The organism is Saccharothrix longispora (genome assembly GCF_031455225.1).
Taxonomy (GTDB): Bacteria; Actinomycetota; Actinomycetes; order Mycobacteriales; family Pseudonocardiaceae; genus Actinosynnema; species Actinosynnema longispora.
Genome location: NZ_JAVDSG010000001.1, coordinates 5,488,325 through 5,505,858 on the forward strand (window position 1 = coordinate 5,488,325; position 17,534 = coordinate 5,505,858).

Annotated in this window: 13 protein-coding genes and 2 tRNA genes; 4 read left to right on the top strand and 11 right to left on the bottom strand. The window is 71.4% G+C overall.

All coding sequences use genetic code 11. The features are described from left to right. Positions 1-11 precede the first annotated feature (11 nt). Entirely contained in the window at positions 12-1,415 is a 1,404-nt protein-coding gene (gene leuC, locus J2S66_RS22815; RefSeq protein WP_310309275.1) for a 3-isopropylmalate dehydratase large subunit, read from the bottom strand. Between the two features lie 71 nt (positions 1,416-1,486). On the opposite strand from leuC, the gene J2S66_RS22820 reads away from it, so the two are divergent. Then, positions 1,487-2,188 carry an IclR family transcriptional regulator gene (locus J2S66_RS22820; protein ID WP_310309276.1) on the top strand — a complete coding sequence of 234 codons (702 nt, stop codon included), beginning with the start codon at positions 1,487-1,489 and terminating at the stop codon, positions 2,186-2,188. Positions 2,189-2,307: 119 nt separating this feature from the next. Here J2S66_RS22820 and J2S66_RS22825 read toward each other — a convergent pair. The 4 genes from J2S66_RS22825 to gltX form a co-directional block, all read right to left on the bottom strand. Further along, positions 2,308-2,380: transfer RNA gene (locus tag J2S66_RS22825), tRNA-Glu, on the bottom strand. A gap of 111 nt (positions 2,381-2,491) precedes the next feature. Then, a tRNA-Gln gene (locus J2S66_RS22830) sits at positions 2,492-2,563 on the bottom strand. A 117-nt stretch (positions 2,564-2,680) separates the two neighbouring features. Then, positions 2,681-3,418 carry an HAD family hydrolase gene (locus tag J2S66_RS22835; RefSeq protein WP_310309278.1) on the bottom strand — a complete coding sequence of 246 codons (738 nt, stop codon included), beginning with the start codon at positions 3,416-3,418 and terminating at the stop codon, positions 2,681-2,683. 104 nt (positions 3,419-3,522) lie between these two features. Continuing rightward, positions 3,523-5,013, bottom strand: a complete 1,491-nt coding sequence (gene gltX, locus J2S66_RS22840) for a glutamate--tRNA ligase (RefSeq protein WP_310309279.1) — start codon at positions 5,011-5,013, stop codon at positions 3,523-3,525. A gap of 89 nt (positions 5,014-5,102) precedes the next feature. Between gltX and J2S66_RS22845 the strand changes: the two genes are divergently transcribed. Next, positions 5,103-6,350 carry an FAD-dependent oxidoreductase gene (locus J2S66_RS22845; RefSeq protein ID WP_310309281.1) on the top strand — a complete coding sequence of 416 codons (1,248 nt, stop codon included), beginning with the start codon at positions 5,103-5,105 and terminating at the stop codon, positions 6,348-6,350. A 4-nt stretch (positions 6,351-6,354) separates the two neighbouring features. On the opposite strand, the gene J2S66_RS22850 is transcribed toward J2S66_RS22845, so the two are convergent. Continuing rightward, entirely contained in the window at positions 6,355-7,125 is a 771-nt protein-coding gene (locus J2S66_RS22850; protein WP_310309282.1) for a fumarylacetoacetate hydrolase family protein, read from the bottom strand. 57 nt (positions 7,126-7,182) lie between these two features. On the opposite strand from J2S66_RS22850, the gene J2S66_RS22855 reads away from it, so the two are divergent. Both J2S66_RS22855 and J2S66_RS22860 read left to right on the top strand, forming a co-directional pair. Continuing rightward, complete coding sequence (locus J2S66_RS22855; protein WP_310309283.1) at positions 7,183-7,803, top strand: S1 family peptidase; 621 nt, start codon at positions 7,183-7,185, stop codon at positions 7,801-7,803. Next, positions 7,800-8,420: a S1 family peptidase gene (locus J2S66_RS22860; RefSeq protein ID WP_310309285.1), complete on the top strand. Its 621-nt coding sequence runs from the start codon at positions 7,800-7,802 to the stop codon at positions 8,418-8,420. Before J2S66_RS22855 ends, J2S66_RS22860 begins: the two co-directional genes overlap by 4 nt. On the opposite strand, the gene cimA is transcribed toward J2S66_RS22860, so the two are convergent. The 5 genes from cimA to J2S66_RS22885 all read right to left on the bottom strand — a co-directional run bounded on the left by cimA (position 8,401) and on the right by J2S66_RS22885 (position 17,465). Next, on the bottom strand, positions 8,401-10,014 hold the full coding sequence (gene cimA / locus J2S66_RS22865) for a citramalate synthase (protein WP_310309287.1): 1,614 nt from the start codon (positions 10,012-10,014) through the stop codon (positions 8,401-8,403). The two genes, J2S66_RS22860 and cimA, sit on opposite strands and share 20 nt — an antisense overlap. 293 nt (positions 10,015-10,307) lie before the next feature. Further along, a complete protein-coding gene (locus tag J2S66_RS22870) occupies positions 10,308-11,345 on the bottom strand; it encodes a 3-isopropylmalate dehydrogenase (RefSeq protein WP_306747422.1) in 1,038 nt (345 codons plus the stop codon). A 228-nt stretch (positions 11,346-11,573) separates the two neighbouring features. Further along, complete coding sequence (locus J2S66_RS22875; protein WP_310309288.1) at positions 11,574-14,906, bottom strand: S8 family peptidase; 3,333 nt, start codon at positions 14,904-14,906, stop codon at positions 11,574-11,576. 285 nt (positions 14,907-15,191) lie between these two features. Continuing rightward, entirely contained in the window at positions 15,192-16,781 is a 1,590-nt protein-coding gene (gene serA / locus J2S66_RS22880; RefSeq protein WP_310309290.1) for a phosphoglycerate dehydrogenase, read from the bottom strand. Positions 16,782-17,195: 414 nt separating this feature from the next. Next, positions 17,196-17,465, bottom strand: coding sequence for a DUF397 domain-containing protein (locus J2S66_RS22885; RefSeq protein ID WP_310309291.1), 270 nt, complete (start codon positions 17,463-17,465; stop codon positions 17,196-17,198). Between the last annotated feature and the right edge of the window lie 69 nt (positions 17,466-17,534).

The window sequence follows — 17,534 nt, forward strand, 5'->3', positions numbered from 1 at the left end:
GTAGAACTCCCTCAGACCAGGTCGGCGGGCGACGACAGGGTGCCCCGCACGGCGGTGGCGGCGGCCACGAGCGGCGAGACCAGGTGGGTGCGACCGCCCTTGCCCTGCCTGCCCTCGAAGTTGCGGTTGGAGGTGGACGCGCTGCGCTCACCCGGCTTGAGCTGGTCCGGGTTCATGCCCAGGCACATCGAGCAGCCGGCCTGGCGCCACTCGGCGCCCGCCGCCAGGAACACCTCGTGCAGCCCTTCGGACTCCGCCTGCGCGCGCACCCGCATGGAGCCGGGCACGACGAGCATCCGGACGCCGTCGGCGACCTTGTGGCCCTTCAGCACGTCCGCGGCGGCCCTCAGGTCCTCGATGCGGCCGTTCGTGCAGGAGCCGAGGAACACTGTGTCGACGTGGATGTCGCGCAGCGGGGTGCCCGCCTCCAGGCCCATGTAGGCCAGTGCCTTCTCGGCGGCGACCCGCTCGTGCTCGTCGACGATCGCCTCGGGGTCCGGCACCCGGTCGGTCAGCGGCAGGCCCTGGCCGGGGTTGGTGCCCCACGTGACGAACGGTGTCAGCTCGGCGGCGTCCAGGCGCACCTCGGCGTCGAACTCGGCGTCGTCCTCGCTGCGCAGCGTCTCCCAGTACGCGACGGCCTCGTCCCAGCGCTCGCCGGACGGCGCGTGCGGGCGGCCCCGGAGGTAGTCGAACGTGGTCCGGTCGGGCGCGATCATGCCCGCGCGGGCCCCGGCCTCGATCGACATGTTGCAGATCGTCATGCGGGCTTCCATCGACAGCGCCTCGATCGCGCTGCCCCGGTACTCCAGGACGTAGCCCTGGCCGCCGCCGGTGCCGATCTTCGCGATGACGGCGAGGATGACGTCCTTCGCGGTGACCCCTGGCGCGAGCTGCCCGTCGACGGTGATCGCCATGGTCTTGAACGGCCGCAAGGGCAACGTCTGGGTCGCCATCACGTGCTCGACCTCGGAGGTGCCGATGCCGAACGCCAGCGCGCCGAACGCGCCGTGCGTCGAGGTGTGGCTGTCACCGCAGACGACCGTCATGCCGGGCTGCGTGAGGCCCAGCTGCGGGCCCATGACGTGCACGATGCCCTGTTCGAAGTCGCCCATGGGGTGCAGCCGGACGCCGAACTCGGCGCAGTTCTTGCGCATCGTCTCGACCTGCGTGCGCGACACCGGGTCCGCGATGGGGAGGTCGATGTCCACGGTGGGGACGTTGTGGTCCTCCGTGGCGATCGTGAGGTCGGGGCGGCGCAGGCCGCGCCCCGCGAGGCGCAGGCCGTCGAACGCCTGCGGGCTGGTCACTTCGTGCAGCAGGTGGAGGTCGATGTAGAGCAGGTCCGGCTCGGCGCCACTCCCGTGGCGCACGACGTGTGCTTCCCACACCTTCTCCGCGAGCGTGCGGCTCATCGCAACTCTCCCAAGATCTGGACAGTCGATAGATCTGGACTTCCCAGACAGTGGGAAGTTAGTATCGGCTTGTGGGACAGCATAGCGGGATCGGCGTGTTGGACAAGGCAGTGGCTGTCTTGAACGCCGTCGCAAAGGATCCGTGTGGGCTCGCCGAGTTGTGCAACCGGACGGGCCTGCCCCGGGCGACCGCGCACCGGTTGGCGGTCGGCCTGGAGGTGCACCGGTTGCTGCGGCGGGGTTCCGACGGCCGCTGGCGGCCCGGCGCGGCACTGGCGGAGCTGGCGGGCGGCGCGACCGACCCGCTGCTCGACGCGGCGTCGTCGGTGTTGCCGCGCTTGCGCGACATCACGGGCGAGAGCGTCCAGTTGTACCGGCGGGACGGGATGCAGCGGATCTGCGTCTCCTCCGCGGAACCGCAGAGCGGTTTGCGCGACACCGTGCCGATCGGCGCGCGTTTGCCGATGACCGCCGGATCGGGCGCGAAGGTATTGGCCGCGTGGTCCGACCCGAGTACTCAGCGGTCCGTTCTCGCGGACGCCGTTTACGGCGAGCGCACTTTGTTGGAAGTGCGCCGCCGGGGTTGGGCACAAAGCGTGGCGGAACGGGAACCGGGCGTCGCGAGCGTTTCCGCGCCGGTGCGCGACAGTTCCGGCGCGGTGGTCGCCGCGGTATCCGTTTCGGGCCCCATCGACCGCATGGGCCGCCGTCCGGGGGCGAGGTGGGCCGCGGACCTCCTGGCGGCCGCGGAAGCCCTCCAGTCACGCCTCTGAGCACCGCAGGAGCCCGTGGCGCCCTTCACCACCCGGTGGGGCGCCACGGGCTCCCGGAGGGCGGGTCGGCGCACAAAGGAAAATCCCCCCACCCGTGATCGGGTGGGGGGATTTCCGTGTAGCCCCGAAGGGATTCGAACCCTCGCTACCGCCTTGAGAGGGCGGCGTCCTAGGCCGCTAGACGACGGGGCCCTGGGAACTTCCGTTGTATTCAGTTTATCAGGTCCGGGAGGCTCTCGCCAAATCCGGGGTCTTGCTCTGTTGCTCCGGCAGTCTAGCAGGTCTTTCTTTCCACCGTCGCAGCTGGGGTACCAGGACTCGAACCTAGACTAACTGAACCAGAATCAGTCGTGCTGCCAATTACACCATACCCCATTGGTTTCCCGGCCAGCCTACCCGTCCTCCCGGGATCTTGTCCTCGGGGTTTCGGGGGCTCTCCGTTCCGCCGGGAGGAATACTAGACCACGAGCCCGGCGGAACGGAAATCGGGGGTCACGCGGAGGCTGCCGACAGCTCGCAGACGAGGAGTTCGGGCAGCTCAGCCAGGCTGGAGATGGCCGCGATGCCGGTGGGCAGCCCGCCCTCGCGAGGGCCCTGCCGGTTGAGCCAGACGCCCCTCATGCCGGCGTCGCGGGCGCCGATGGCGTCGGCGTGCAGCCGGTCGCCCACGTGGATCGCGTCGCCCAGCTCGACGCCGAGGTCGGCGCACGCGGTGTCGAAGATCACCCGGTCCGGTTTGGCGGCGCCGACCTCGCCCGCGATGAGGACGGTGTCGAAGTACTGGGCCAGCCCGAGGGTCGCGATCTTCACCCGTTGGTGGTGTCCTGAGGCGTTGCTGACGGCCGCCACGGGCAGACCGGTGGCCCGCAGCCACTCCAGGCAGGGCACGACGTCCGGGAACAACCGCCAGCCCGACGCGAGGACGTCCTGGCGGCGCAGCTCCCGCCGGGTCGCCTCCTCCTGGTCCAGCTCCTCGCCCAGGGCCGCGAAGAAGGCGCGCGTGCGGATGTTGCGCATGCTCTCGTACTCGAGCTCGCCGGCGAGGAGGCGGGAGCAGTGCTCATCGGTGATGCGCTGCCACAGCGGCCACGCGTCGGCGTTGCCGACCATCGCGGCCAGGGCGGCCCGGGACGAGGTGCTGTAGTCGACCAGGGTGTCGTCGACGTCGAGGCACACTGCCCGGATCTCGCCGGTTCTCCGAGGGGTGAAGGTCGGGGCTGCGGTTGTCACCCCGTGAGGCTAGGTGCGGTCACCCCTCGTCCGACTCGACCAGAGAGGTGATATCTGGCGATGCTTGCACGATCAAGCACCGCTGAACCGTCCGATCGCACCAGTCAGATTGCCCCGAGCGCGCGCCGCAATCGCCCGATCGAGCGACTTTGGCCCAACAGTTCCATGCTTTCGTACAGCGGAGGCGAGACGGTACGGCCCGTCACGGCAACCCGCACGGGGGCGTAGGCCTTGCGCGGCTTGAGGCCCAACGTGTCCACAAGGGACACCTTGAGCGCCTCCTCGATCGCGGCGGTCGTCCACTCGGGCAGCGGCTCCAGGGCGGCGATCGCCGCCTCCAGCACGGGGCGCGCGTCCTCGCCGAGCGCCTTGGCCGCGGAGTCCTCCTCGGGCGCGAAGTCCTGCTCCGCGACGAACAGGAACCGGACCATCCCGGACGCTTCGGACAGCACGACCAGCCGCTCCTGCACGAGCGGCGCGACGCCGCCGAGCACGGCGAGCTGTTCGGGCGTGGGCTCGGCCGGCAGCACGCCGTCCTTGACGAGGTGCGGCACGACGCGGCTGACGAACTCCTCCACGGGCAGCGCGCGCAGGTGCGTGGCGTTGATCGCCTCGGCCTTCTTCAGGTCGAAGCGGGCCGGGTTGGCGCTGACCTTGGACAGCTCGAACGCCTCGACCATCTCGGTCATCGAGAAGATGTCGCGGTCGTCGGCGATGGACCAGCCGAGCAGCGCGAGGTAGTTCAGCAGGCCCTCGGGCACGAAGCCGCGGTCCCGGTAGAGGAACAGGTTCGACTGCGGGTCGCGCTTGGACAGCTTCTTGTTGCCCTCGCCCATGACGTAGGGCAGGTGACCGAAGAGCGGGGTGGACGTGGTCACGCCGATCCGGGTCAGCGCCTCGTACAGCGCGACCTGGCGGGGGGTCGACGGGAGCAGGTCCTCGCCGCGCAGCACGTGCGTGATGCCCATGAGCGCGTCGTCGACGGGGTTCACGAACGGGTACAGCGGGTCACCGTTGGCGCGCACCATGACCGGGTCGGGCGTGCTGCCCGCCTTGAACGTGACCTCACCGCGGATCAGGTCGTCGAACGTGATGTCGCGGTCGGGCATGCGCAGGCGCAGCACCGGGTTGCGGCCCTCGGCGCGGTACGCGGCCCTCTGCTCGTCGGTGAGGTCGCGGTCGTAGCCGTCGTAGCCGAGCTTGGGGTCCTGGCCGGCCGCCTTGCGCCGCGCCTCGACCTCCTCGGGCGTGGAGAACGACTCGTACAGCTCGCCCGCCTCGAACAGGCGCTTGGCGATGTCGTCGTAGAGGTCGCGCCGCTGGGACTGCCGGTACGGCGCGTGCGGGCCGCCGACCTCGGGGCCCTCGTCCCAGTCGATGCCCAGCCAGCGCATCGCTTCGAGCAGCGAGAGGTACGACTCCTCGGAGTCGCGGGCCGCGTCGGTGTCCTCGATCCGGAACACCACGGTGCCGCCCACGTGGCGGGCGTACGCCCAGTTGAACAGGGCGGTGCGGATGAGCCCCACGTGGGGCGTGCCGGTCGGCGACGGGCAGAAGCGGACGCGGACCTCTGGGGATGCTGCTGATGCGCTCATGACCCGATCAGCCTATCCGGCTTGACCAACGCGTTTCGCGGGAGCATCCTCAAGTTATTCAACCGGTGTTGAAATCTGAGGGGTGGACCATGGAGAGGACAGGCGTCGTGGTCGTCGGCGGCGGACCGGCGGGCGTGGTGTGCGCGCTGCTGCTGGCCCGCGCGGGCGTGGAGGTGACCGTGCTGGAGAAGCACGGCGACTTCCTGCGCGACTTCCGCGGCGACACGGTGCACGCGTCGACGTTGACGCTGCTGGACGAGCTGGGGCTGGGGCCGTCGTTCGCCGAGGTGCCGCACCGGCTGGTGCAGCGCGTCCAGGTGCTGCTGGACGACGGCCCGGTGACGATGGGCGACATGTCGCGGCTGCGCGGCCCGCACCGGCACATCGCCATGGTGCCGCAGTGGGACTTCCTGGACCTGCTGGCGGACGCGGGCAGGCGCGAGAGGACCTTCGCGCTGCGGATGGGCACCGAGGCGGTCGGCCTGCTCCGCGAGGGCGACCGGGTCACCGGCGTCCGCTACCGCACCGCGGACGGCGCGACCGGCGAGCTGGCCGCGGACCTCGTGGTCGCCGCCGACGGCAGGCGCTCGCTGGTGCGCGACGAGGCCGGGCTGCGGGCGCGCGGCTACGGCTCGCCGATGGACGTGTGGTGGTTCCGCCTGTCGCGCCGGCCCGACGAGCTGGAGGGCGCGACCGGCAGGTTCGGCGGGGGCAGCGGCCTGGTGCTGATCGACCGGGGCGACTACTTCCAGGTCGCCTTCCTCATCCGCAAGGGCACCGACCGGGCGCTGCGGGAGGAGGGCGTCGAGGCGTTCCGGGCGCGGGTGGCGGCCCTGGTGCCGTGGCTGGGCGACCGGGTGGACGAGATCGCGTCGATGGACGACGTGAAGCTGCTCGACGTGCGGATCGACCGGTTGCGGCGCTGGCACGTCGACGGCCTGGTGTGCATCGGCGACGCTGCGCACGCCATGTCGCCCATCGGCGGGGTCGGCATCAACCTGGCCGTGCAGGACGCGGTGGCCGCCGCGCGGATCGTGGCCGGTCCCCTGCGGCGCGGCGCGCTGACGCCGCGGGTGCTGGCGAAGGTGCGCCGCCGCCGGTGGCTGCCCACCGCGGCGGTGCAGGCGGCGCAGCGGCGCGTCCAGGACTCGTTCCTCGCGCCGGCGCTCGCCGGCGGCCCCGGCGCGACGACGGGGGAGGTCCCCCTGCCCGTGCGGCTGGTGCGGCGGTTCCCCGCGCTCCAGGTGGTGCCCGCCTACGTCGTCGGCATCGGGCTGCTGCCCGAGCACGCGCCGGACTTCGCCCGTCGCGCGCCCGAGCGCATCGAGCGGAGCTGACGGGTCAGCGCGCGGAGACCGCGTTGGTCAGCGTGCCCAGGCCCTCGACGGTGACGGACACGGTCTGCCCGGCGGTCAGCGGGCCGACGCCGGCGGGGGTGCCGGTGAGGATCACGTCGAGCGGGCGCAGCGTCATCACCGATGAGATGTACTCGATCAGCGCGGGGATGTCGTGGATCAGCAGCGAGGTCCGCGAGTCCTGCTTCACGACGCCGTCCACCTCGGTGCGGATCGCCACGTCGGACGGGTCGAACGAGGTCTCCACCCACGGGCCGAGCGGGCAGAACGTGTCGAAGCCCTTGGCGCGCGTCCACTGCCCGTCGGTCTTCTGGAGGTCGCGCGCGGTGACGTCGTTGGCGATCGTGTAGCCGAGGACCGACTGCCGCGCCCGGGACGCGGGGATGTCCCGGCCGCCGACGCCGACCACCACGGCCAGTTCGCCCTCGAAGTCGACCCGCTCGGACACCGCCGGCAGCTTGATCTCGGCGTTCGGGCCGATGACCGCGGTGTTCGGCTTGAGGAACATCAGCGGTTCGGCGGGCACCTCGTTGCCCATCTCGGCGGCGTGCTCGGCGTAGTTGCGGCCGATCGCGACGATCTTGGGCGGCAGGAACGGCGCCAGCAGGCGGACGTCCGCCAGCGGCCACGAGCGGCCGGTGAACGTCGGGTTCGCGAAGGGGTCGTCGGCGATCTCGACCGCGGTCAGGTCGTCGCCGTCGCCGCGGATCTCGGCGAAGGCCAGGCCGTCGGGCTGGGCGATACGGGCAATGCGCACGCCGAACACCCTAACCGGCGGCTTGAAACCGCACCGTCCGTGCCTAGCGTCAGGAGGATGCGAACCCTGCTGATCGCCCTCGCCCTCTTACTGGGGACGGCCGCCCCCGCCGCCGCCGTCGCCCCGACCCCGCTCGAAGCGGGCACCCCGCTCACCGCCGTCGGCGGCGGGCGCTGCCTCAACGGCTTCAACGTCCGCGGCCACCTGCTCGTGCCGACCTCCTGCGGTCCGGTCGGCACGGTGGTCGGCGGTCCCGGCGGCGCCGTCGTCGGAACGATCACCGCGGTCCGACCGACCTACTCGGTCGTCACCATCACCAACCCGGCCGCCTGGGTCCAGCGGCCCACCGTCGCCGGTGCGCCCGGCACGATCACCGGCTCCGCCGAGACCGCCGTCGGCGGCTCGGTCTGCCGGGTGGGCGGCGCCACCGGTCTGCGGTGCGGCACGGTCCAGCAGAAGAACGCCACGGTGTCCTTCCCCGGCGGCACCATCACCGGCCTGACGCGCACGAACCTGTGCCCCGACGGCCGCGACCACTGGGTCGCGGTGTTCAGCGGCTCCCAGGCCCAGGGCCACGTGATCGGCGGCTCCGGCAGCTGCACCAGCGGAGGCACGACCTGGTTCCACCCGCTCAACCGCGTCCTGGCGGCCGAGGGCTTCACCCTGGTGACGGGATGAGGGCGCTGCTGCTCGCCGTGGCGCTCCTGGTCGCCACGGCACAGCCGGCCGTGGCGGCGCCGACCCCGCTCGAAGCGGGCACCCCGCTCGTCACCGCGAGCGGCGCCCGGTGCGCCAACGGCTTCAGCGTCCACGGGCACCTGCTGGTCTCGCCCGCCTGCGGGCGGGCGGCGGGTGGCGCCCTCCACCACGCCGACGGCAGGCGGATCGGCACCGTCGTCGCGATCCGCCGGACGCACGCGGTCGTCCGGATCGACGACACCCGGCTGTGGCAGCCCAGGCCGACCGTCGCCGGCCGGCCCGACGTCGTCACCGGGTCCACCGAGGCCCCGGTGGGCGCGGAGGCGTGCGTGCGGGGACCCGTCACCGGCTGGCGGTGCACCACCGTCGCGAGCCGCGACAGCACCCTGTACTTCGGCGACGGGTCGATCCTCCACGGGGTGTCGCGGATACCGGTGTGCTCACCCCCGAACGACGACTGGGGCGCCGTGGTGAGCGGCACGCAGGCCCAGGGCCTGGTGTTCGTCGCGCACGGCTGCCCCGGCGGCACGTCGTCGTTCTTCTTCCCGCTGGTGGACGTGCTGGCGCAGGAGGGGCTCAGGCTGGTGACGGGCTGACCCGCATGGCCTTGTGCGCGAGCGCGTCGCACAGGGCCAGCCAGCTCGCCTCGACGATGTTGCCGTGCACGCCCACGGTGGTCCACTCGCGCTCGCCGTCGGTGGACTCCACCAGCACGCGGGTGACGGCGTCGGTGCCGTGCTCGGCCGGGTTCCGCCGCGTCCCGGGCAGGATGCGGACCTTGTAGTCGTTCAGCTCCACGGCGTCCAACCAGGACAGGTGGGGCAGCAGCGCCTTCCGCAGGGCGGCGTCCAGCGCGTGCACCGGGCCGTTGCCCTCGGCGGTGGCGATGACCCGCTCCCCCGCGACGTGCACCTTGACCGTGGCCTCGGACACGATCGTGCCGTCCTGCTGGTGGTCCAGCACGACCCGGTAGGACTCCAGCCGGAACGGCGGCGCGTCCAGTTCGGACAGCTCGTCGCGCATGAGCAGCTCCAGGGAGGCGTCGGCGGCCTCGAACGACCAGCCGCCGGCCTCCAGCTCCTTCACCCGGCGCACCGCGTTCGTCAGCGCGTCGGGCCGGCGGGCCAGGTCGATCCCGAACTCGCGCCCCTTGAGTTCGAGGCTGGCCCGGCCCGCCATCTCGGTGACCAGCACCCGCATGTCGTTGCCGACGGTCCCCGGGACGATGTGGTTGTACAGCTCCGGGTCGACCTTGATCGCGCTCGCGTGCAGCCCCGCCTTGTGGGCGAAGGCCGACGACCCGACGTAGGCCTGGTGGGTGTCGGGGGCGATGTTCGCGATCTCGGCGAGGGCGTGGGACACGCGGGTCAGCTCGGCCAGCGACTCGTGCGGCAGCACCTGGAGGCCGAGCTTGGTCACGAGATTTCCCACCACGGCGAACAGGTCGGCGTTGCCCGCCCGCTCGCCGTAGCCGTTCGCGGTGCACTGGACGTGGGTCGCGCCCGCCTGCACCGCGGCGAGGGTGTTGGCCACCGCGCAGGACGTGTCGTCCTGGCAGTGGATGCCGACCCGGAAGCCCGTGCGGGCCACCACGTCGGCGACGGTCTCGGCGAGGCCCAGTGGCAGCTGCCCGCCGTTGGTGTCGCACAGCACGACGACGTCCGCGCCGCCCTCCACCGCGGACTCCAGCACGCGCAGCGAGGTGTCCGGGTCGAACGCGAAGCCGTCGAAGAAGTGCTCGGCGTCGAGGAACACGCGGCGACCCTCGTCGACGAGGAAGCGCACGGTGTCGCGCACCATCGCGCAGTTCTCCGCGACGTCGGTCCGCAGGGCCTTCTCGATGTGCCTGCGGTCGGACTTGGCGACCAGCGTCACGACCGGCGCCCGGCTGTCCAGCAGTGCCCTGACCTGCGCGTCCTCCTCGACCCGGACGCCCGCCCTGCGGGTGGAGCCGAACGCGACGAGCTGCGCGTGCTTGAGCGTCAGGTCCCCCGCGGCGGCGCGGGCGAAGAACTCGGTGTCCTTCGGCAGCGCGCCCGGCCAGCCGCCCTCCACGAACCCCACGCCCAGCGAGTCGAGCAGCCGCGCCACGGCCAGCTTGTCGGTGACCGAGTAGGTGATGCCCTCGCGCTGGGCGCCGTCGCGCAGGGTCGTGTCGTAGACGTGGAAGGAATCGCCGAGGGGGGTCACGAGAGGTCTCCTTGGGATCTCGGAAAACAAAAAGACCCCCCGCAGGATGCGAGAGGTCGGCGCGCCGGGTGCTTCTCAGGAGCACTACCCGGCGCGCTGGGCGATAATGATCACGGCGTGGAGAGCCACGTCCGGAATGGTGCCACACCCCTCCCGCGCATACCAAGCCACGGACGGGTTGTCCCACATGGTGGGTCCGGCTACCGGTGGCGAACCCCCGCGGTCGCCTCGTGCGAAAAGCGAGGGCCACCGCGGCGGCGCCGCGGTGGCCCTCTCGTGCCCGCTCCGGAGCCTCAGCCGGTCCGGACGTTCGACGACACCAGGGCCGCCAGGCGGTCGCCCACCGCGTAGGTGGCGCCCGGCGACGCGTGGTCCCGGGTGGCCAGGTCGAACGCCACCGACGCCTCGATCCGGCGCGCCGACTCCGACTGGCCCAGGTGGTCGAGCATCAGGGCCACCGACAGGACCGCCGCCGTCGGGTCGGCGATGCCCTGGCCCGCGATGTCCGGCGCGCTGCCGTGCACCGGCTCGAACATGCTCGGGTTGCGCCGCGTCACGTCGAGGTTGCCCGACGCCGCCAGCCCGATGCCACCGGTCACGGCCGCCGCCAGGTCGGTCAGGATGTCGCCGAACAGGTTGTCGGTGACGATCACGTCGTACCGGCCCGGGTCGGTGACCAGGTGGATCGTCGCGGCGTCCACGTGCTGGTACGCGACCGTCACGTCGGGGTGCTGCAACGACACCTCCTCCACGACCCGCGACCACAGCGAGCCCGCGTGCGTGAGCACGTTGGTCTTGTGCACCAGCGTGAGGTGCTTGCGCGGCCGGTTCGCGGCGCGGGCGAACGCGTCGCGCACCACCCGCTCCACGCCGAACGAGGTGTTGATCGACACCTCGGTGGCGATCTCGTGCGGCGTGTCCTTGCGCAGGAGGCCGCCGTTGCCCGCGTACAGGCCCTCGGTCCCCTCCCGCACGACCACCATGTCGATCTCCGGCGGGTCGGAGATCGGGCTGCGCACACCGGGGTAGAGCCGCGCCGGGCGCAGGTTCACGTGGTGGTCGAGCTCGAACCGGAGCCGGAGCAGCAGGCCGCGTTCCAGGATGCCGCTGGGGACCGAGGGGTCCCCCACCGCACCGAGCAGGATCGCGTCGTGCTGGCGCAGTTCGCCCAGCACGGACTCCGGCAGGAGTTCACCTGTGGCGTGCCAGCGCGCCGCGCCGAGGTCGTAGCGGGTGATCTCAGCCGCGGGAACGACCTCACCGAGCACCTTCAGGGCCTCGGCGACGACCTCGGGCCCGATCCCGTCTCCTGGGATCACTGCGAGCCGCATCCACACACCTCCCAGGTATCAGTCCCATTGCACGGGACTAGTTTTCATTGCGAAAGGCTACCGGTCCACAGCCCTCGAACCGCACTCGGAACACCCCTCCGTGGCCGAGTCTCCCGGACTGCGGGACACCCGAACGGTTCAGTGCCTCCAAATGGCGGTCACCCGATGTGCTTAAACGGCTCTGGCCGGCCGGGGCAACCCCCGACCGGCCAGAGCGTCGTACGGCGATCAGTCCGCCGAGCGGTTGTTCGTCCTGCCCTTCACCTTCACCACGGACGCCCGGTCACCCGTGGCGTTGTGGTGGTGCAGGACCAGCAGGCTGTCCGCGCCGTCGGTCGCGAGCGACGCGGCGTCGCGGTTGACCACGAGCGCGGTGCCCGGGCGGGCCGAGTAGGACAGCGCGGCGTCACCGCCGCCCTGCACCCACAGGCCCGGCTTGAGCGGGTCGAACGACAGTTGGCCCGGGATCGAGTCGATCAGGCCGTTCGTGCTGCCCGGGGCGAGGTAGAAGCCCGCGGTGCCGGCCTGGTACCCGATCCGCGAGGTGTCCGCCGAGGCGTCGATGCCGATCGCCGACAGCAGCACCGGCAGGACCACCACGTTCGTGTCGAACACGTTCGTGTCGACGTCGCCGAACTGGCCGTTCACGCCCTGGAGGTCGACCGTGACGCCGGTGGCGAGGTCGACCGTGGCCGCGACCAGCAGGTCGGTGTCGGTCAGCTTGGTCGCGTACACCTCGTAGTCGAAGACGCCGTCACCGTTGGTGTCGATGTCGACGAACGGCACGGTGTTGCTGCCCAGGTTGTACCAGTTGCCCCAGGTCGCGACGCCGAACGCGAGCAGCGCCTCCTCCGGCGCACCCTGCGCCCTGGCCAGCGGCGCGGTGGACGCGGCGCCGACGTAGCGCAGGTCACCGCCCTTGGCCGTGTCGTTCAGGGTGCAGTTGGCGGTGACGTTGCGGCGGCACTCGGGCAGCTTCGGCGAGGACGCCTGGAGCTCCAGGACGCTCACCAGGGACTTGTACGCGCCCTGGTCGAGGCCCTTGCCGGTCAGGTTGAGCACGGCCTGGCCGCCGTTGTTCGCCTTGACGCTCTTCGGCACGTCGATGTCGGCGACCGGCTTCGGCGCCGAGTACACCGGCACGCGCAGCGGGACCGCGGTGCCCGACTTCGGCGCGAACACGACCCGGCCCGACGCGTCCGCCAGGAACTGGCGCGGCACGTCCAGGTGCAGTGCCTCCACGGTCGGGTCGACCGTCTTGCGGAGCGCCTTCGGGTCGTCGATCTTCAGGGTGACCTTCACCCGGGCGATGCCGCGCGGCGACAGCCGGACGGTGTCCGCCGACAGCTCGTAGCGCACGCCCGGGATCTGCGTCAGGGCCTCGTAGCCGACGGTGTAGTCGACCCACTTGGTCGACTTGTTGACCACCTTGATCGTCTTGGTCAGCGACACCGGCTTCGAGACCTCGACCACGCCGAACGACGCGGACACGGCGCCCGGGTCGTCCTGCACGTAGGCCAGCACCTGGTTCTCGACCGCGGCCTTGCCGTCGATGCGGCCGGAGCCGACGCGGTTCGGGGCGTAGGTCTTGCCGTCCTGGGTCTTCACGTCGGCCGAGGCGCTGTTCATGACCGCGGCCTTGACCTCCTCGGGCGTCCAGTCCGGGTGGACCTGGCGCACCAGCGCGGCGATGCCGGTGGTGTGCGGGGCCGCCATCGAGGTGCCCGAGATGACGAGGGTCTTGTCGCCCGAGCCCACCAGCGCCGAGGCGATGGTGTCACCGGGGGCCGCCACGTCCGGCTTCACGACCGGGCCGCGCACGCCGCGCGAGGTGAACGAGCTGGGCGTGTCGCTGATCGATTGGTCGTACGTCGGCAGCGAGGTGCGCAGGTCGCCCGCGAGGCGCAGGGTCAGCGCCCCGGTGGCCAGGGCCGGGCGCAGCGCCGCGGTGGCCGAGCCGGTGATCTGGATGACCGGGATGGCCGCGTTGCCCGCGATGCCCGCGTTGAAGTTCTCCAGCTGCGAGGTGAACACCGCGCCGATGGCGCCCGCGGCGGTCACGTTGTTCGTGCGACCGGCCGAGCCGCAGCGACGCGTCGCGTCGTTGTCGTCCCACTCCAGCCACGCGACCTTGCCCGCGACGGCGGCCTTGTCGGCGGCCGACAGCGGGAGGCAGCCGTCCTTGTTGCCGGCGTCGCCCAGCGGCACGGCGACACCCGTGACGCTCTTGCCCTCGTAGTTGTAGCTCTGGCTGTACTGGCCCGGCTTCGGCCCCTTGACGGCGTCGGGGGCGGTCACCTCGACCGCGTCGCGCAGCACGTAGGAGTCGCGGGTGCTGGCCACGGTCAGCGCCTCGGGGGTGCTGCCCGGCGAGCCGCCGATGTCGTACAGGTCGCCGCCGTTGCCCGCAGAGAACACGGTCAGCACGCCGGAGGCGTTGAGCTTGCGCACGAACAGGCTGTCGGGGTCGTCCGGGGCGCCGTAGTCGGAGCCCAGCGACAGGTTGACCACGTCGAGGTGGTCGGAGAAGTCGCCGTCGCCGTCGGGGTCGAGCGACCAGTCCAGCGCCTGCGCGGTGACGTTGGTCGACCCCTCGCAGCCGAACACCTTGAGCGCGTACAGCAGGGCCTTCGGCGCGGTGCCGGGGCCGATGCGCATGGCGTCGAGCGCCTCGGGGGTGAGCTTGGTGTAGTCACCGGTGAAGGTGGACCCGTCGGCGTTGACGCCGAAGCCCGCCGCGGTGCCCGCCACGTGCGAGCCGTGGCTGTTGCAGTCGAGCGGGTTCGGGTCCGGCTTCGGGGTGTTGACCGCCGGGTCGTCGCTCTCGCCGTCGTAGGCGTTGCCCACGAAGTCGTAGCCGCCGACGACCTTGGCGGTCGGGAAGTACGACGGATCGACCTTCGTCTCGTCGATCGCCTGGAACGCCTCGACGGTGCCCGGGCCGCCGAAGTCGGCGTGGGTGTAGTCGATGCCCGTGTCGATGATGCCGATGCGGGTGTCGTCACCGAGCTTGCCGTACTGCTGCCACGCCTTGAGCGTGTTGGTCAGCTGCACGGCGGTGGAGTTCTGGCGGGACTTCGGCACCACCGTGCGCACGGACTTCACGTCCGGGCGCTGCGCCAGCTCGCGCACCTTGGCGGCGTCGGCGGTGACCACCACGCCCGGCACGCCGTTGGCGGTCCGGTACAGCTCCTTGGTGGCGGAGTCCTTGCCCTTCAGGTCGGTGACCACCCGGTCGACGACCTTGCCGGTGTCGTTCCTGGTCGCCTTGGCCGCGTCCTTGGCCTGCTGCTTGCTCGCGCCCTGGCTGGTCTTCTCCTCGTAGGTGTCGACGGCAGGCTTGGCCTCCAGCTCGACGAACGCGGTGACCTTGCCCTGGGCGGCGGAGAGCCGCTTGGCGACCTTCAACTGCAACGTGCCCGCGTCCAGCCCGCGCGCGGTGGCGACGGACGGCGCCTGCGGATCTTCCGCGGCCAGTGCCGTGCCCGCCGTGGACGCCACGAGGAGGATCGCGGCGAACAGCGGTACGGCTGATCTGGCGACAACGCGAGATCGGCTCACTACGTGCCCCAACCGAGGTCGGATTCGACCGGGCGGGCAGTGTCGCGACGACTAGGGGGACAGCTGCCCGCGTGGTGCCGTGCCCTCTACGGCACCGGGTCGACCTCGTTGGGCAGCAACCTAACCGCTCTAAAGAGCTACTCAATTAGTCCGAACGAGTGATAACGCCAACAGTTTTAACGACTAACGGTTAAATGTGACACCGCCGAGACCTGCGACGATATACACCGACAGGTCTCGGCGGCACTAGTCCGATTCAGTTACGGACACCCCGCGTCACTTCGGTCAGTCGAAGTTGACCGAGCGCGCGGTGCGGGCGCCGACGGCCGCGCCGATGGGGGCCAGCACGCCGGCGTCCACCGGGCGGTCGACGCGCAGCAGCATGAACGCGTCCTGGCCGTCCGCGGTCTGGCTGATCTGCGCGGCCTCGACGTTCACGCCCGCCTCGCCGAGCAGGGTGCCGACGGTGCCCATCACGCCCGGCCGGTCCGGGTACTCCAGCAGCAGCACGTTGCCCTCGGCGCGCAGGTCGAAGCCGCGGCCGTTGATGCCGACCAGCTTCTGCACCTGGTCCAGGCCCGACAGCGTGCCCGACGCGGTGATGACCGCGCCGTCCGCCTGCACCGCGCGCACCGTCACCAGGCTGCGGTGGGCGGCGCTCTCCGGCTCCTTCACCAGGGCCACGTCCACCCCGAGCGAGTTCGCCAGCGCCGGGGCGTTCACGAAGGTGACCTGCTCCTCGACCACGCTGGAGAACACGCCGCGCAGCGCGGCCAGCGGCAGCACCGCGACGTCCTCGTTGGACAGCTCGCCGCGCACCTCGACGGTGACCGAGGTGGGGGCCTTCGCGCTCAGCGCGGCGACGACCGTGCCCAGCTTCTGCACCAGCGGCAGGTACGGGCGGACCTCCTCGCCGACCACGCCGCCGCCCTGCACGTTCACCGCGTCCGGCACGAAGTCGCCCGCCAGCGCCAGCAGCACCGACTTGGCCACGTCCGTGCCCGCCCGGTCCTGCGCCTCGGACGTGGACGCGCCCAGGTGCGGGGTGACGACGACGTTCGGGACGCCGAACAGCGGGTTGTCGGTGGTGGGCTCGCTGGAGAACACGTCCACGCCCGCGCCGCCGACCTGGCCCTCGCGGACCGCCTCGGCCAGCGCCTCCTCGTCGATCAGGCCGCCGCGCGCGGCGTTGACGATGATCACGCCGTGCTTGGCCTTGGCCAGCTGCTCGGCGCCGATGAGGCCCTTGGTCTCCGGGGTCTTCGGCAGGTGGATCGAGATGAAGTCGGAGCGCTCCAGCAGCTCCTCCAGCGACACCAGCTCGATGCCGAGCTGCGCGGCGCGGGCGGCGCTCACGTACGGGTCGTAGGCGATCAGCGTGGTGCCGAAGGCGGCGATGCGGGCCGCGAACAGCTGGCCGATCTTGCCCAGGCCGACGACGCCGACGGTCTTGCCGTTGACCTCGACCCCGTTGAACTTGCTGCGCTTCCACTCGTGGTCCTGGAGCGTGGCGTGCGCGGCCGGGATCTGGCGGGCGGTGGCGAGCAGCAGCGCGACGGCGTGCTCGGCGGCGCTGACGATGTTCGAGGTCGGCGCGTTCACCACCATGACGCCGCGCTCGGTGGCGGCGGGCACCTCGACGTTGTCCAGGCCCACGCCCGCGCGGGCGACGACCTTCAGCTTCGTGGTGGCCTTGAGGACCTCGGCGTCCACCTTGGTCGCGGAGCGGACCAGGAGGGCGTCGGCGTCGGCCACGGCCGCCAGCAGGGCGGGGCGGTCGGTGCCGTCGACGTGGCGCACCTCGATGTCTTCGCCGAAGACGTCGAGAACGGACGGTGCGAGCTTCTCGGCGATGAGGACAACGGGCTTGGTCACGGACGTCGCTCCCAGTGCTTCTGGTCGTGTGGGGAGCGCGGGGCCGTCGTGCAGGTAGTCACCCGCGCCGGCCGGCCACGGCAATGTGTCCGGGTTGTTAACGAGCTTAGTCGGGACACCTTCACGGATTCACACCCGGGTACCGCGTTTCACCTGCTGGGACCCGGTACGCACGTCCCACTCCCGCGAGTCGTACGTCCGGGCCGCGCGTGTCGTAATCCCGACCCGGGCGTGTCGTACGTTCATGACCACCCGAGTTCGCAAGCGGTGTGCGACCGGAAGTGCCCCGGCTTACGACTCGCGCGGGCGGAACCGACGACTCGCGCGGGCCGAAGTGACGACTCGCGCGGGCTGAAGTGACGACTCGCGCGGGCCGAAGTGACGACACGCGCGGGCCGAAGTGACGACTCGCGGTTACCAGGGTTCGTCGAACTCGCCGTCCTTGACGCCCAGGATGAACGCCTCCCACTCGGCGGGGGTGAAGACCAGCACGGGGCCCTCGGGGTGGGCGGAGTTGCGCATGGCCGTGTACGTGATGCCGTCGGTGTGCTCGACGAACGCGATCTCGACGTGCTCCTCCTCGTCCTCCGCACCCTCGTCGCTGCGGATCCACTCGGCGGCGGTGAGGTCGAGGTTGCCCCGGACGTGGGCCTTGTCGTCGTATATCGGCGCGCTGTCGGTCATGGGACCTAGATATACCGGAGCCCGCGGCGTGCGTGAACACCGCGGGCTCCGGGGGCGAAACAGCAGGTA